The sequence below is a fragment of the Virgibacillus necropolis genome, assembly GCF_002224365.1.
In the GTDB taxonomy this organism is placed as follows: domain Bacteria; phylum Bacillota; class Bacilli; order Bacillales; family Amphibacillaceae; genus Virgibacillus_F; species Virgibacillus_F necropolis.
This window is the reverse complement of record NZ_CP022437.1, coordinates 1,765,620-1,781,009: the sequence shown is the minus strand read 5'-3', so window position 1 is coordinate 1,781,009 and position 15,390 is coordinate 1,765,620. Positions and strand designations below refer to the sequence as shown.

Annotated in this window: 12 protein-coding genes; 6 read left to right on the top strand and 6 right to left on the bottom strand. The window is 37.9% G+C overall.

The genetic code is table 11. The features are described from left to right. Nucleotides 1–100: 100 nt before the first annotated feature. Nucleotides 101–3,454 (bottom strand): DNA polymerase III subunit alpha, encoded by a 3,354-nt coding sequence (gene dnaE / locus CFK40_RS08295; RefSeq protein ID WP_089531862.1) that lies wholly within the window; start codon nt 3,452–3,454, stop codon nt 101–103. Nucleotides 3,455–3,580: 126 nt separating this feature from the next. Between dnaE and CFK40_RS08290 the strand changes: the two genes are divergently transcribed. From CFK40_RS08290 to CFK40_RS08280, 3 genes are all read left to right on the top strand, one after another. After that, a complete protein-coding gene (locus tag CFK40_RS08290; protein ID WP_089531861.1) occupies nt 3,581–3,910 on the top strand; it encodes a sporulation membrane protein YtrH in 330 nt (109 codons plus the stop codon). Further along, nucleotides 3,910–4,413 carry a sporulation membrane protein YtrI gene (gene ytrI, locus CFK40_RS08285; protein ID WP_089531860.1) on the top strand — a complete coding sequence of 168 codons (504 nt, stop codon included), beginning with the start codon at nt 3,910–3,912 and terminating at the stop codon, nt 4,411–4,413. Before CFK40_RS08290 ends, ytrI begins: the two co-directional genes overlap by 1 nt. Before the next feature lie 69 nt (nt 4,414–4,482). Beyond that, nucleotides 4,483–4,680, top strand: a complete 198-nt coding sequence (locus CFK40_RS08280) for a YtzJ family protein (RefSeq protein ID WP_089531859.1) — start codon at nt 4,483–4,485, stop codon at nt 4,678–4,680. Between the two features lie 453 nt (nt 4,681–5,133). Here the strand turns inward: CFK40_RS08280 and CFK40_RS08275 are convergent, their stop codons facing one another. Continuing rightward, complete coding sequence (locus tag CFK40_RS08275; RefSeq protein ID WP_089531858.1) at nt 5,134–6,078, bottom strand: DHH family phosphoesterase; 945 nt, start codon at nt 6,076–6,078, stop codon at nt 5,134–5,136. 119 nt (nt 6,079–6,197) lie between these two features. On the opposite strand from CFK40_RS08275, the gene CFK40_RS08270 reads away from it, so the two are divergent. Together CFK40_RS08270 and CFK40_RS08265 are read left to right on the top strand one after the other, a co-directional pair. Further along, nucleotides 6,198–6,491, top strand: a complete 294-nt coding sequence (locus CFK40_RS08270; protein ID WP_089531857.1) for a YtpI family protein — start codon at nt 6,198–6,200, stop codon at nt 6,489–6,491. Between the two features lie 192 nt (nt 6,492–6,683). After that, entirely contained in the window at nt 6,684–8,666 is a 1,983-nt protein-coding gene (locus tag CFK40_RS08265; protein ID WP_089531856.1) for a hypothetical protein, read from the top strand. Between the two features lie 269 nt (nt 8,667–8,935). On the opposite strand, the gene CFK40_RS08260 is transcribed toward CFK40_RS08265, so the two are convergent. The 4 genes from CFK40_RS08260 to CFK40_RS08245 all read right to left on the bottom strand — a co-directional run bounded on the left by CFK40_RS08260 (nt 8,936) and on the right by CFK40_RS08245 (nt 13,938). Continuing rightward, entirely contained in the window at nt 8,936–10,882 is a 1,947-nt protein-coding gene (locus CFK40_RS08260; RefSeq protein ID WP_089531855.1) for a hypothetical protein, read from the bottom strand. Nucleotides 10,883–10,920: 38 nt separating this feature from the next. Beyond that, a complete protein-coding gene (locus tag CFK40_RS08255; protein WP_089531854.1) occupies nt 10,921–12,135 on the bottom strand; it encodes an ATP-grasp domain-containing protein in 1,215 nt (404 codons plus the stop codon). 196 nt (nt 12,136–12,331) lie between these two features. Beyond that, nucleotides 12,332–13,639 carry a DRTGG domain-containing protein gene (locus tag CFK40_RS08250; protein WP_089531853.1) on the bottom strand — a complete coding sequence of 436 codons (1,308 nt, stop codon included), beginning with the start codon at nt 13,637–13,639 and terminating at the stop codon, nt 12,332–12,334. A gap of 77 nt (nt 13,640–13,716) precedes the next feature. Further along, on the bottom strand, nt 13,717–13,938 hold the full coding sequence (locus tag CFK40_RS08245) for a hypothetical protein (RefSeq protein WP_089531852.1): 222 nt from the start codon (nt 13,936–13,938) through the stop codon (nt 13,717–13,719). Nucleotides 13,939–14,144: 206 nt separating this feature from the next. Between CFK40_RS08245 and CFK40_RS08240 the strand changes: the two genes are divergently transcribed. Then, nucleotides 14,145–15,368 carry an MFS transporter gene (locus tag CFK40_RS08240; RefSeq protein WP_089531851.1) on the top strand — a complete coding sequence of 408 codons (1,224 nt, stop codon included), beginning with the start codon at nt 14,145–14,147 and terminating at the stop codon, nt 15,366–15,368. The last annotated feature ends 22 nt before the right edge of the window (nt 15,369–15,390 follow it).

Here is a 15,390-nt window from a genome sequence, read left to right as displayed (position 1 = left end):
AGCAATAATAGTTTTATCACTCGTCATTTAGTGGTCAGACCACTTGGTTATTTTATTATAACAGATGCTATTATTGTGTAAAGTCTTGTGATGTAGGCAACTATTCTTTTTTTAAGACTACATTCGCTTCCCCAAAATATCCTTTTAATTCTTGCAGACATTCTCTAGTAGCTTCCATGAAATATTCACTAGCTAATTGGTACGTTTGTTTTTTATCCTCCCTATGAATAATCACCGGAGTATTCCCGGGATGGTTAATTGCAATCTCTTTCATGTTCAACAATACCTTTTCACTATTTTGTTCACTAAATTTCACAAAAAGCCGTTGATTTGCCTTGGCCTTTACATCCTCTTCGTTAAACTGATGTATTTCTTGAACTAACCATTGATTTTTATTGTTACGTAATTCGATTTTCCCAGTTATCAGAATAATAACTTCCTCATTGAGCCACCTATTTACTTCTCGAAATACGTCTGGGAAAATTACCGCTTCCATCTCACTTGTCTCGTCACCAATCGTAACAAACGCCATTGGGTCTCCACGCTTTGTTCGAATGGTTTTCATAGATTGAATAATAACAGCACTTTTTACATTTCGCTTACCAACCATTCTATTTGCTTGATTTAAGGTTAGATAACCACTCATTCTCAGTTTCTCGCGATAACTTGCTAATGGGTGACTTGAAATATAGATTCCAACTAGTTCTTTTTCATCAGCAAGCTTTTTCATTAAGCTAAAATCCTCGATTTCTACATAGGTTACTTCTAGATCCATTTTATCCTGAAACAAGCTGGGTTGATCAGCAAATTCACGAAATAATTCACCTTGTTCCATTGCATGATCAATTGTGGCTAAAAGGCTTGCGCGATTATGATACGTATCATCAAACGCTCCAACCATTATTAGCAATTCCATTGACTGACGATTTATTAATTTTGTAGAAATACGTAAGCAGAAATCAAAAATACTTTTAAATGGACCTGACTTACGAGCACGAACAATTTCTTTAACTGCTTGATTACCAATTCCTTTTATCGATAGTAGTCCCATTCGAATTTGTCCATGTTCAACTGTATATTTACCAAAACTATTATTGATGTTTGGCGGTAGAAATTCAAGCTTGAAGTCTTTTGCTTCTTTTCGATAATGATGCACTTTTTCTTGTTGGTTCACACTCGTGCTTAGTAACTCAGCAAAAAAACTAGCAGGATAGTGAGCTTTCAAATAGGCTAATTGATACGAGATTTTACTATATGCCACAGCATGACTTCGGTTAAATCCATAGTTTGAAAACTGGACAATCCAGTCAAAAATTTCTATTGCAACGGCTTCATCATAGCCATTATTTAAACAACCAGCTATGAAAGTCTCTCTTTGTTCATCCATTAATTCATGTTGTTTTTTACTAACAGCTCGACGCAAAATATCAGCCTTACCAAGTGAGAAACCAGCAAGGTGGCTCGCAATTTGCATAATTTGTTCTTGATAAATGAGTACACCGTAAGTTTTTTTTAGGATTGGCTCTAAATCTGGATGTGGATAGTGAATGGGCGACTGATTATGTTTTCTACTTATATAAGTAGGTATATTTTCCATTGGACCTGGACGATAAAGTGCATTCACCGCAACGATATCTTCAAAGGATGTAGGTTTAAGTTTTGTTAAAACCTGTTTCATTCCTTCTGATTCTAATTGAAATATACCATCAGTCATCCCCGATTGAAGAAGGTTAAACGTTTCTTCATCACTTTCTGGTATTTCGTCTAGATGTAGTTGTTTATTTTGTGTTTGTCCAATTGATTTAATAACTCGTTCCAATAAGGTTAGATTTCTTAAACCTAAGAAGTCCATTTTTAATAACCCTACAGATTCCAATTCATTCATCGGATATTGCGTTAAAAGCGTATGGCTTGATCCTATAGTAAGTGGAATATGTTCGACAAGTGGTTTCTCACTTATCACTACTCCAGCAGCATGCGTTGAAACATGTCTAGGTAAACCTTCAAGCTTAAGTGCAATCGTAAATAATGCTTTTAATGAAGCCGACTGCTTAATATACTTCTTTAAATCTTCTGAAGCCTGTATGTAGTCGAGCAATGATTTATTAGCTTGTATTGGTATCTCTTTTAATAAAAAATAAGCATCTTGTTGATCAATTCCTATAGTCTTAATTAACTCACGTACCAGTGAACGAGCTGCAAACGTACCAAATGTAATAATTTGCGCAACATGGTCCACGCCGTATTTATCCCGGACATAGTCAATTACTTCATCACGACGGTTATCTGAAAAGTCGATATCTATATCTGGCATTGTGATTCGTTCAGGATTGAGAAAACGTTCAAAAAGCAACTGGTGTTTGATTGGATCCACATCCGTTATTGACAACACATAAGCGACTAATGAACCTGCAGCAGAACCGCGTCCAGGACCAACAACTATGTCATTTCTTTTTGCATAATTGATAAAATCCCATACAATCAAAAAATAATCACTAAATCCCATGGACTTTATTACGGATAGTTCATATTTCAACCGCTCTTTTACTTCATTTGAAACCGACTTGAACTTGGTCTCTAAATTGTCAAAGCATTGTTTTTCTAAGTATGTATGAGCATCCATTTCCTCTGGTACCGCAAAGGAAGGGAGTAGTCGTTCATCAAAGTTTAACTCTACATTGCATTTTTCCACAATCCCATTAGTTGCCTCTATAACTTCTGGCCAGGTTAGTCCAAATAAACTATCCATTTCATCTGATGATCGCAAATGATGATGGGGAACAGAAGGATTGTTAGTAGGTACCCATTGTTGCCCTTTTTTTATGGCTTGTAAACAATCATAAGCATGATCATCTTTTTGATCCAAATATCTAACATCATTAACTGCAACTACATTAACTCGTTCCCGAATTGAATAAGTTTGGACTTTTTGATGCAACGTTTTATCCCGTTCCTTGCCGTGGTCTTCAACACTTAAATAAAAGTCACCACCTGCAAATGCCTGTTTCCAATGTGCCAAATACTCATTGATTTCTTCAAATGATTGGTTTTCAAACCGAATACCTATTTCTTTGCTAGTTGTTGATACGATTCCAATGAGATCTTGCGTATATTTATTTAGTTGGGCGAACTCGATATTTTTGTTGTCACTCAATTGAACATCCGTACTAAGCTTCATTAATTGCTTATAACCTTGATTGTTTTTTGCGAGTAAAATACAAGTAATTTCTTCCGTATGCTCATCTATTACCTGAACGTTTATTCCTATTATAGGTTTTATACCATGACTTTTGCATGCTTTATAAAATGGAATGGCACCATATAAAACGTGATCATCCGTTAATGCTAACGCTTGGAAATTAAGATCAGCGGCTTTTTTTACAAGCTTATCGATTGTAATAGTGCTTTCCATTAAACTATATCCACTTTTAACTTGTAAATGCGTGAACGACATCCTATCCCACCTTTTAATACGTGCGTTATTATTTATTATAACGAATCTGATTGTACTTGCATAATTCATATCTCGTCCACATCAATCATATAGTGGAAGTAGTCTACCTTGTGGGGAGCGTATATTATGGAAGAACGTTTTTTTGCTACATTCATACATTGTTACTTTATCGCATTCGGGGTCATTATTGGTGGAGCTATTATTGGAAGTATTGGTTCGTTTATGACTGGCGACGCCCCTGTTACGTCAATTACACGGCTTGCAAAAAGCTTACGTATATGGGCGATTGTAGCGGCGATTGGTGGTACATTTGATGCTATTGCTAACTTTGAAAGAGGCCTTGATGGATCGACAATTGATGTTTTTAAACAAGTATTGTTAATTGTTGCTGCAATGGGCGGGGTAAAGTCTGCCATTTTACTGCTTTCATGGGCCGTTCAACAGGAGATAGAATAATGCATATACCACCGTATTATAAGAAAAAGAGTTGGCAGCGTTTCTTGGTTGGTACATTTTTTGGTGCAGTAATCGGATACTGTGTCCTTCTTTATATGTATGGAAACATGTATGAAGACTTACTGGAACAAACTATAGAATTACAATCAAAGGTAGACGCTTTACAGGATCAGAATAAAGCATTACTACAAGATAAGGAAGACCTTAACCAACAGACAAAAGAATCTGATACAGTAAAAACAATCGAAATTAGTATTTCAAACGAGGCAGAATTAAAGATGGACAAATTAATTGTACACCAGCTCGAGGTACTCATAAAGGAAGAAATATCCCATATAATCGGTCAAGACGTTGATACAGTAGCGGAAAGCATTGAATTATTGGAATCTACAATTGAAAATAAAAGTTTTGATGTTGATGATATGACATATAAATTTACAACAATAAAAACTTCCATAACGGACGAAGTAAAACTAACGTTGGAAGCTGAAATTGAAGGATAAAATTAAATTTGTGTAGGCACATTTATGATTGTTTTCATATACTATTTTAATTGAAAGGAGTGGGTTCGTATGTTTATTATGAATCAAAAGCGAATAAAAGAAGAAAAAATTAACCAGTTAAGGGAAGGTCAAACAGCATTTGCAGAAACACATGAGTTAATCCGGTTAATAAAGCGGGATATACTGAAATATGACCTTCATGTACACTGTGATGAAACACCTTCAGGATGCTGGTTTATACCACTTCACGAGAGGATAAGTAGTTAATATAATGCCATTCAATAAACCAAAAGAAGCGCTGTATCAGCACTTCTTTTTTATTATACTGTTCTTTAAAGGCTGTTTTCGTATAGTTTGTTGCTCATACCACCGAAGTTGATAAAAAATGTGACATAGCTAAAATAATGTTCGGCGCCCTGTGACCGCTGCGGAAAAACACTACGCTTTCCGCGGGCTCGCGATGAGCCTCCTCCTAAAATTCATAACATTCATCTCTTCACTCTTCAGTGATTGGAGCGGAGGGCAGTCGACTCCTGCGGGAGGATAGGCATAGGTGAGACCCCGCAGTGCGACAGCACGAGGAGGCTCACCAGCCGCCCGCGGAAAGCGACTGCCCGCAGCGGAAATCACGTTGCTGTTACGTCGCAGTCTATATCTTTTGTGTCAAAATCTATAAACTACGATATTGCGGCACCCGATTCTGATTAAAAGAGCGTTTTATTAAGTGTATGAAAGACACGCTTGATCAAGGTCATGGATGACTTGCTCAACCTCATTCCATGAATCAACAGATGCCCCAGCAGCCATTGGATGACCTCCACCATTGTATGTTGCGGCAATTGTATTAATTACTGGACCTTTAGAACGGAGGCGAACACGGATTAAATCATCTTCTTCAATAAAAAATGCCCACGCTTTAATTCCTTCAACATCACCTAATACACCTACTAATTGACCCGTCTCCATAACGCTCACGTCAAACTCACTTAATATCGACTTTGTTAATTTAATTGTACTCATGCCAGACTCAGACAACTTATAGTTCTGTAAAATATAGCCGCGCAATCTAGCGATGGTTTCCTTTGTATTATAAATACCATCATATAATGCAGTACGATCAAAATTATAGGTTACAAGTTCTGCAGCATACTGAAACGTCTTTTTTGTAGTACTTGGGAATAAAAACCTCCCAGTATCACCAACGATACCTCCATAAATAAGTCGAGCTGCCTGATCATTCATTTCATATCCATGACTTTTGGCATATAAAAATAGATCATAAATAATTTCACTTGTTGAACTCGCTGTTGTATCAACGGACATGATATCGCCATATTCATCCACATTTGGATGGTGGTCAATTTTAATTAGCATATTTCCCTTGTTATACCGTTTATCATCGATTCGTGCAGCGTTAGCCGTATCGCAAGCAATCACAAGGGATCCCTCATAACTATCATCACTAATCGTATCCATTTCAATTAAAAATGTTAAAGATGGATCTTCTGAACCAACGATATATACATTTTTGGATGGATATGTTTCTTTAATCAAATGCATTAATCCACCTTGCGATCCTAAGGCATCAGGGTCAGGTCGAACATGACGATGAATGATAATCGTATCATGTTTATCAATTGCTTGTACTACTTGCTCAAAGTTCATCTATTTCACATCCGTTTCCTATTATACTAGACATTTCTTCTAGCAAAATACAATAAAACAAGCTACAATAATAAAAAGATTCGTTTCACACAAATAAAATTTTTCATGGAGTAGATTAAATGATTATTTTTCCAATTCTAATTACATTATCACTTGTATTTTATGTATACTATAAAGTAGCTATTTTAAAAAGTGACGATAACCTTACCCAAGCATATCTTAACGCAAAATCGAGAATTTGTCTTGGAAGTTTCATTTTATTTTTTGCAATAAACCAGTACATATTTTATCAAACACGGATTTCATTATTTGTAGGTATTGCATTTCTAATACTGGGTGTAATGCAACTATCACGCGGTATCAAGGAAGCAGGGCACTACAAAAATGAATGGAAACGACTTAATAATGAATAAGGATACTCGTTCGATTTAGCTTGAGAGAGAACTTATTATTTTTCTCTACAAGCTTTTTTATTCAGTTAAAATATCTGAATTTTCGCCCAAAAATATATAGGATAAAGGGGGTGACCACCCGCCACAGGTTTGAATAAGATTAGTTGGGGTATTATTATATCACATGATTACCATGAAACGAGGGATTATAGGATGAAGTCAGAATTTGACGGAACTGCAAATGAGCAATTTATTCAAACCCTTGATGAATTAAAAAGTCAAGAGTCTACTCTGTTAAAGGAACAAGCATTACAACAAGCGTCAACTATAATGGACAATGAAAATGGTATGGCAACACTGCTTGAATTAGCCGAACAATACGATCAGGCTGGGATTTTTAACGGAAGCCCCTGGGAGAACCCGTCCAAATTACAAGCAAACTTAGTTGGTGGCTCGTTTAAGGCAGACGACCCTTATCCTCTCTTTGAAGTACTTAGTGAGTTACGTATGCTTGCTATAGCAAACAACCATTACAAGCATCCCAAGGCTACAGCAGAATTCGCTAATGATTATTTGAATCAGGTAATGGCATTAAACCTTGATCTATTATTTCCTAAAGAAACAGAAGAAACAAGAGTTCAACAAGGGGATAGTTTAACAAGGGGGCATACCCTGTTTAAGTTCTTGGGTTCAGAATTATCATTAAGTGCCTTCTCAACCAAGTTAGTGGATGAACTTGACCGTTTGGCGGCGCAGCGTCCGATTATGGTGGATCGTATTGTGTCTATCATCCAACATGCGAAAAACATGCTTACCTCGGATTTGAAAGCGAGTGAACGAAAAGCAATTGAATATTACGTCAATGCACTAAACGCCCCCTCCACATTAAGCAAAAAATACAACAATATAACGGAATATGGAAGTGAACTGAAAGATTTAGCAACCAAGGAAATTAATAAAGAAGCAAAAGAGCTAGCCAAAATTATGCGTGCGACTGGTCTGGTAGCCCCCCACCATGCAGTTTTTATTCGTTTTCTAAACGACACCGAACCAGAAAAAATTTCTAAAGCACTTGCGTTAAGTGAAAAAGGGCAAGCAAATTTGAACGAGCATTTATCGCTTATCAATAAGCTAATAGATGTTGCAGTTCACCCGGCTACCTGTCAGACGTTATATGGCCTTGCTCTCATGCTCGAACGTGGTGTATTATCATCTGCCCCTGTGATTCCAGGCTTTGAAAGAATGCTTGAATTAGAATTGCTTCCAGATGTAGAGGAAATGTTATTTATTTCGAAGGATTATCCGAAAGAAATGACGGCTTCGGGGATTTTGACGGCGGGATTGATTAGCGTATTTGGTCAACCATTAGGTGTTGGGCAAGGTCTGAATCCTACATGTCAATCAGCTCGGGGCATAAGCCTTTGGGCGCAGCATGACCCTGGGTATTTAATGGAGCTAATTGCCAGGGCTGGAAGAGATGGAGATATTGATATGATGTTTGAAGGTATTGAAATACACTCTGAGAACTTAGTTGGCGGATTGGCACCTGATCTGCACAAAAAACTTGATCCAGTCTCGTTAATATTAGTTCCCCACCTCGATCGTATTTACGATGATATGATGAGACGTGTAGCCATTCGAGGCGAAGATGGTCATAAATGGACGAATCCAGCTTTTTATGGACAATGGATATCCAACGAATTCAGTGCGGCGGTCAATTCCTTAGGTGGGGTTACTGATTTTGCCAATTTTGTACGGTTATTTTATGCAACCCACCATCCAGATTACAATGAACAGCATCAACTTATTTACCCGAACCCAGTAGGTACTTTCGTGACAACAGCCAATGCTGATTTACTAGGTCTTCATGCAATTTCGATTCAACGGATTGCTTGTGATTCAAAAGGGCAATATCGTGTATATTTTTACAATCCAAACAATGATAGTGGCCAAAATTGGGGACAGGGAATCCGTTCAACAGTACGCGCCCACGGAGAAGAGGAAGGAGAGGCATCATTACCCTTTCATGAATTCGCCTCGCGTATATATGCATTCCATTACAATCCGAATGAAATGGGAGATCTTCAAGATGTTAGTCAGGAGATCATCGATAGGATCACCTCTCTCGCTCGTGAGAGTTGGGGTAAAAATTACACATGGATGGATTTAAATGCTTTATATCCTAATAATTTATAACTAAAAAATTGTCTAGTTACTACTTAATTAAAAAGACCCCTCTCCTGGTTTTAAACCAGGAGAGGGGTCTTTTTATTTAGAGCAAAGAAAATATAAAATTTTGGCGATTATCAATCTAGCTCCAACGCCTAGACCATTGAACGTTGATATATCCGAATGAGTGTTGATATCCTGGATCGAATGTTAAGATGAATCTCTTTGTGATAAATAGCCATCCCAATGAGGTTTTCTTAAACTTGCCTTGGCTTACCAGGGCGCTTGCACTTTTCTTATGCCCACGTATAGTTTCTTCCCCAACTTTCTTGAGCCAGCTTTTCCACCTTAGCAAGAGTTTCCCTAGGTACAGCCTGCGTTTGACCTAGCTTAAGGGGGTTATAGTGAAACGCATACAATCGAGCAGTAAATTGAGAAAAAGGCAGTGAGGATTCACCCTCTTCTTCTCCATTTCCAGTAATCGAACAATGAATGTTTTGACCCCAGTCCTGACCTCCATCATTATTAGGATTATAGAAATAAATCCGCCATTTCCCCCGAGGGTCCTTTTTAATGCGCTGAATCGATATGGCATGTAGTCCAAGAAAATGGGCATGAACATTGGTCACAAAAATACCGACCGGATTTGGGTAAATTAGCTCGTGTCCCCCATTATAGTCGGGATGATGAGTGGCGTAAAAACATCGGACAAATCCTTCATAATTACTAACTATTCTAGTGTATGAATCCGTGACTGCAGTGAAACCTTGTAACACCCAGTGACCATAAAATGCTGGATTTACCCATTTATGACCATCTTCGCCTCTATACAACATACGCGTCATCATTTCGCTGTATATGCGATCGAGATGTGGAACAAGAATCAATGAAACTGGATCAAGCTCAGTATTTAAATTTGGGGCAAGGCCTCCAGACAGCAAACTGGAATATAACGGAAGCCCTTCCAAACCGATTACAATACCCCTATCTCTTGCAGCGCCTTCAACGAGTTCCAACAAATATGTTGGTGCATGCTGAGCCCATAGACTAATCCCCCGTGCGGACTGACACGTTGGATTCAATCCTTGCCCTATGCCTAAAGGTTGACCTAAAGCACTTATTACACCTGCTATAAGGACACCGTTTGCAGTTACATCTTTACGCTTTAGTTTTTTACTTACATCAAAATGGATTGGGAGTACCATAAGACGACGCAATACAGGAGCTACAGAAGGAACGGACAATACACCACGTTCTAAAAATCGGGCAAGACCGTAGATGGACTGACTTGTCGCTGGATAAATGGCTATTTCAATGATTTTCTGTACAAGCGTCATGTTGACATTAAGATTAGCCTTACCTTCTGAGTTAAGCGCTAAAGCTGTGGCAATCAGCTCAGGGTGGGATTGACTCAAATGACGTAATAGCTCTGCATGGATGGGACAAACAAGACCAGTCTGTTTCATCGAGCTTCCAAAACCTTCAGCTTCTCTTTTTTGGACTTCAGGATCTTTCTCTTTGATTATTTCTTCATATCCTAACCGATTAGAAACCTGTCTACTTAGCAGCGTGGGACCCGTTATTGCATCGTCATATTTCTTCAATTTTTCTTGATCACCTTGACTAACTTCTGAATACCCGGATTTTTTAGCAGCCGAAATTAAATCAATAATATGATTCACCATAATAGGGCGCTGTACCGCCAACCGCTCAATTTCTTCAAGAAGGCTATGAAGAATTGTTTTTAAAGAAAGATGATTTGCCAAAAATTGAACAAGCAATTTGGCCCGCTTCAACTCGTCCCCCACTTCCATGCGAGAAGCCTCAGTTTCATCAGGAAACAGCAGATCAACATTGCTGGCCATTACCTCATTTAGGAAATGGGAAGCCTCCTTTGCTGTAACCTGTTGACTTCGACAATTCCCTTTAGCAATTGCTAGCATCCGTAATTCACTCAGTATTTCCATCGTTGCATCAGGTGTTTTGGATTTAAGTGTTTCAGCAACGAGTTTCGGCTGTAGTTTTGAAGGATTATCCCATGGTGTATTTAAAAATAAGCCTGCATCATCAAACTCGTTTGCGCAATGGTATAAGTGATCCATTCCTTCCTGCGTATTCAACAAGCGGTTGGCCTGCTGTAGTAAGTTCCCTCGATGTAGTTTCTTTGCAAAAGATTTGGCTTCTTCCAGCGAGCGAAAAGATTTCGAAAATCGTTCCATGTTCTGTTGTAGTAGATTCGACATCAATACGCTCTCCTTTTCAGCTAATACACGTTAGTTAATTACAAGTAGAAATCCCATGTCTCATATTCCAACAACAATTCATTGATGGTCGCGCTATCCTTACCGAAAAAGAAAATCGTCCCATAATGATTTCCAAATCCAACTCGCTCCGCTACTTTGCTTGTCTGTGGAATATACATATCATGCTTTTCAAAATAAGGGTGTTCCTCAAGACCATCAGGCAAGTTTAGACGTTCGATAAATCTCACATGCGGGTAAACCATCAGGTTACCAGCATACCCTTTTGCTTCCGATTCTTTTGGAAAAAAAGCTTCTAGTTCTTCATCTGTCGTTTCTGGATCACTACACAATACCTGAGCTTGGAACGGGCTGAAGCCATAAGCTCGCTCAATTAATTCAAAAATGTGACCACCAGGAACCCTCGCAGCAACCTCCCCGAAATGTAGTTTATTATCAGAAGTTATAAAATACTCAGGATGGATGAGACCATTTTTAATTTGAAAAGCTTCTATTAATTCCTCGACTGCCTTGCGAATTAGTGGGCGCTTTGCTTCTAGTTCAGGAGAGGCTGGCACAAAGTTGGAATGGCCTAAGCGGACATATTCCGTAATGTTTAGAAATTGTATTTTACCATTATGGACGAATACCTCGCAAGAAAATTCCTGACCGTCCAAATGGCTTTCCAACAACCCTGGAAAGTCCTCTTCCGAAAGATTGTCAACATCTTCTGCAGTACTTATCATACGATGACCAACTGACCCTGCAGCATCCATTGGTTTTAAATGAATCGGTTCATTTGGATCTCCATCCAATTTCAATAATGCTGCATTCACTCGTTTTAGAAACCGGTTCACATCATCTTTGTTTCGCGCTTCTTCAAAGACCCCGACATGGATACCAGCCATTTGTGCCTTCCGTTTCATCAACCCTTTATCTCGCAGTAACAGCGAACGGTTAAAAATTCGCATATCATCCTGAAAACGGGCATTTAAGGCACCAGCCCACTCTACAGTTTCTTCATATAACGGGACTGCTATCTCTACTCCCATTTCATGCAATTGGGTATAAAGATCATTAGACTTTTCATTAATTCTGTCAAATTCCCAACCGACAAAATTAATTCCATGCTCAGAAGCATAACCTTCAAAATCTGGCGGACCTACCACAACGAAAGGGCGTTCCATTTTATCAATTGCTTCTATCGCCTGCAGACTCCAACCAATTAACGCAGTTCGTATGTTATTTTCTTCCATATACAATTCACTCCTAGCTTTTCCCTAATTTTTAAAACCCTGTAAAAAACAACCTAAAAAACCTGTATCTTAGGGAAAGAATCACTCCTCCACGTTTCAGCTTTAATTTAACAGAAATAGTTATCATAATATTCTGTTCCCTAAGTGAATCTTTTTAAACCTTTGTAAAAAGGAAAAGTTAGGATAGGCATTATCCCTACCTGTCAATCAGTTGAGCCATCAATAAACCTTTTCCAACCATTTTTTTATTATTGAATACCTCAATATCTATTTTTGCATATATTTTTCCAACTTCAAGCAACTTTGGTTTAATAATAATCTTACTGTCTATTTGTACAGGCTTCATAAAATAAACAGTAATATTTTCCACTACCAAATCACTCTTTTTAGCCTGCAATAACAGTCGACTGCTTGCCTCCGAAATTAGCGAAGTGAAAACGCCATTTGATAATGTACCCAGTTGGTTTGTCATTTGTGGTGTAATATTAGCTTGAAAAATCGTCTGTTCAGTGTCAAGTGATTCTAAGTTTCGGCCGATTATATCGTCTATCGTCTCGCCTACTTGTGGTTGTCGCTGAATTTGCTGCAGCGCTTTTAACACATCTTGCCTTGATACAACACCTAGTAATTTATTCGATTGATCTACAACAGGCATAACCTCAATACCCTCCCATACCATCATATGGGCAACATATGCTAATGAGGTCTTTGTTTGGACAACATGTGGGCGCTTTGTCATAACTTTTTCTATTGGGGTTTGACCATTCTTCCCGATTATATCTTTTGAGGTAACCATTCCCATGACTCGCAGTTTTTCATCAACAACAGGAAATCTAGAATGAGTCGACAGATCATTAAGTGTATACCATTTTTCCAATAGATCTTTTGAATCCAAATAATAAGCATGTTCAACAGGTGTACATATATCGTCTACAACAACAATTTCTTTCTTTATCAATTGGTCATAAATGGCGCGATTGATCATTGCAGCAACTGTAAAGGTATCATAGCTTGTGGACATAATTGGAATCTCTTTTTCGTCTGCAAGTCGTTTAATATGTTCTTCGGTATCAAAACCGCCAGTAATAAGAACTGCAGCTCCCTCCTGCAATGCAAGCTCATGCGCCTCTATTCGGTTACCAACGATTAGTAAAGAATCTCGTTCCGTATAGCGCATCATTGCATCTAGTTGCATAGCACCTATTACGAATTTACTCAATGTTTTGTATAAACCACTTTGACCGCCTAAAACTTGTCCATCAACAACATTAATTACCTCCGCAAAGGTCAAGCTCTCAAAGTTTTCTTTGCTTTTCCGTTCAATTCGTATGGTTCCGACCCGCTCAATTGTGCTTACTAACCCTTGGTTTTCTGCTTCCTTAATCGCTCTATATGCAGTACCTTCACTTACATTTAAATCTTTTGCTACTTGGCGAACCGATATTTTATTGCCAATCGTCAACGTTCCTATATGTTGAATAATTTGCTCGTGTTTCGTTGTCACTTTATTCCACCGACTTTCAACTGTACTAGTGTATATTTTGGTCTTTATTATACAGTTGAAAGGTCCAAGACTCAATGTTAAAGCCTTTGGCGTTGTCTCGTTCTTTCCTGTTCCATAGAAGGAGGCTCAGTAATTTGTAAAATTGTTGCACTGTTTGCAGCAACGATCAATAGAAATAAAATCAACCACAATCCCCAAAACATAGCTTCTGTTGAGGTTACTGCAGTAGGAATAACTGGCCAAGCGAAATATAAAAAAAAGCACGCTAATAAAAAACGTAAAACAGCATAATGACGCATTTAATTCCCTCCCTTGTCCTATATTTACCATATGCAATGGTGTCCGATTTCAGAACAAAGGTAAAAATGGTTTTGAACATTATCTAGGATAAGAACATGAAAAAAGTAAATAGTAACTAACAAGTGCGTGTTCAAAAGTTGTCAAATTAGAAACAATGTCGACTTCCTCCAACAAAGGATACTATATAAAGAAGGGAAGCTTATGTATGGTGAGTGAGCCTAAACAAAGTAATGAAGTACATGAAAAAAGATGGGCTATCGTATCAATGGCATCCATCCCATTAATTATGACCCTGGGAAATTCTATGTTAATACCTGTTTTACCTATTATGGAAAAAGAATTAGATATTTCAAAGCTGCAATCTAGTTATATAATAAGCGTTTATTCGATAGTAGGCATTTTCCTCATTCCGATAGCTGGATTTCTTTCTGATCGTTACGGAAGAAAAAACGTTATCATCCCTTCTTTAATTATCGCAGCAATCGGAGCTTTAATAGCTGGATGGGCTTCATGGAAAATGGAGGATGCTTTTATGTTTATCCTAATAGGAAGAATTCTTCAAGGTGTAGGTGCATCAGGAACTGCGCCAATCGTTTTACCGCTGGTCGGGGATATGTTTCAAAAGGATCAAGACATTAGTTCGACCCTCGGAATTATTGAAACCTCGAATACATTTGGAAAAGTTTTAAGTCCCATTCTTGGTGCAGTGCTGGCAGGAATAATCTGGTTTTTACCGTTCTTTTCCATTCCTATATTTTGTCTTATATCCGTCCTTCTCATTATTTTTTTAGTAAAAAAACCAAAAGATGATGAAAAAGGGCCAAGCTTTAAAGATTTCAAACAAAATACAAAAGAGGTATTTAAAGAGCATAAACGGTGGCTTCTCTCCATTTTTGTAATAGGAGCTATTTTAATGTTTATTTTATTTGGTATTCTTTTTTACCTTTCCAGTATTTTGGAAGAAGTGTATGACTTTAAAGGGATTAAGAAAGGATTGTATCTTGCTATTCCACTTGCCGCATTATGTTTAGCATCATTTTTTGCTGGTAGAAAAATAAAAGACAATTTAGTTTTGATGAAATGGATTACATTCGTTGGCATTTTGGTGGCAGGAAGCGCTGTGGTAGCAATACGTTTTTCAGATCAGTTTATTTATTTAATTATTGTTTTTCTTATCTGTGGAGTAGGTATTGGAGCGGTGTTACCTTGTATGGATGCTTTAATAACAGAAAGTATCAAAAAAGAAGTAAGAGGTACAATTACTTCCATATACAGTTCCGCACGGTTTGTGGGAGTAGCTGGAGGTCCTCCTGCTATCGCATTATTAATGAAACAGGATTTAACTTGGTTAGTTAGCTTACTTTCCATATTGGCACTTATCGCCGCTTTCCTTGCCTTTAAAAATATAAAGCCTGAATCGGATGAGTAAAAATAAAGAGCCCCTCTTTTAA

Coding starts and splice junctions, on each gene's coding strand:
- CFK40_RS08280 (WP_089531859.1), top strand. CDS start 4,483: ATGTTTATTATGAATCAAAAGCGAATAAAAGAAGAAAAAATTAACCAG.
- ytrI (WP_089531860.1), top strand. CDS start 3,910: ATGCATATACCACCGTATTATAAGAAAAAGAGTTGGCAGCGTTTCTTG.
- CFK40_RS08270 (WP_089531857.1), top strand. CDS start 6,198: ATGATTATTTTTCCAATTCTAATTACATTATCACTTGTATTTTATGTA.
- CFK40_RS08260 (WP_089531855.1), bottom strand. CDS start 10,882: ATGTCGAATCTACTACAACAGAACATGGAACGATTTTCGAAATCTTTT.
- dnaE (WP_089531862.1), bottom strand. CDS start 3,454: ATGTCGTTCACGCATTTACAAGTTAAAAGTGGATATAGTTTAATGGAA.
- CFK40_RS08290 (WP_089531861.1), top strand. CDS start 3,581: ATGGAAGAACGTTTTTTTGCTACATTCATACATTGTTACTTTATCGCA.
- CFK40_RS08255 (WP_089531854.1), bottom strand. CDS start 12,135: ATGGAAGAAAATAACATACGAACTGCGTTAATTGGTTGGAGTCTGCAG.
- CFK40_RS08265 (WP_089531856.1), top strand. CDS start 6,684: ATGAAGTCAGAATTTGACGGAACTGCAAATGAGCAATTTATTCAAACC.
- CFK40_RS08275 (WP_089531858.1), bottom strand. CDS start 6,078: ATGAACTTTGAGCAAGTAGTACAAGCAATTGATAAACATGATACGATT.
- CFK40_RS08245 (WP_089531852.1), bottom strand. CDS start 13,938: ATGCGTCATTATGCTGTTTTACGTTTTTTATTAGCGTGCTTTTTTTTA.
- CFK40_RS08240 (WP_089531851.1), top strand. CDS start 14,145: ATGGTGAGTGAGCCTAAACAAAGTAATGAAGTACATGAAAAAAGATGG.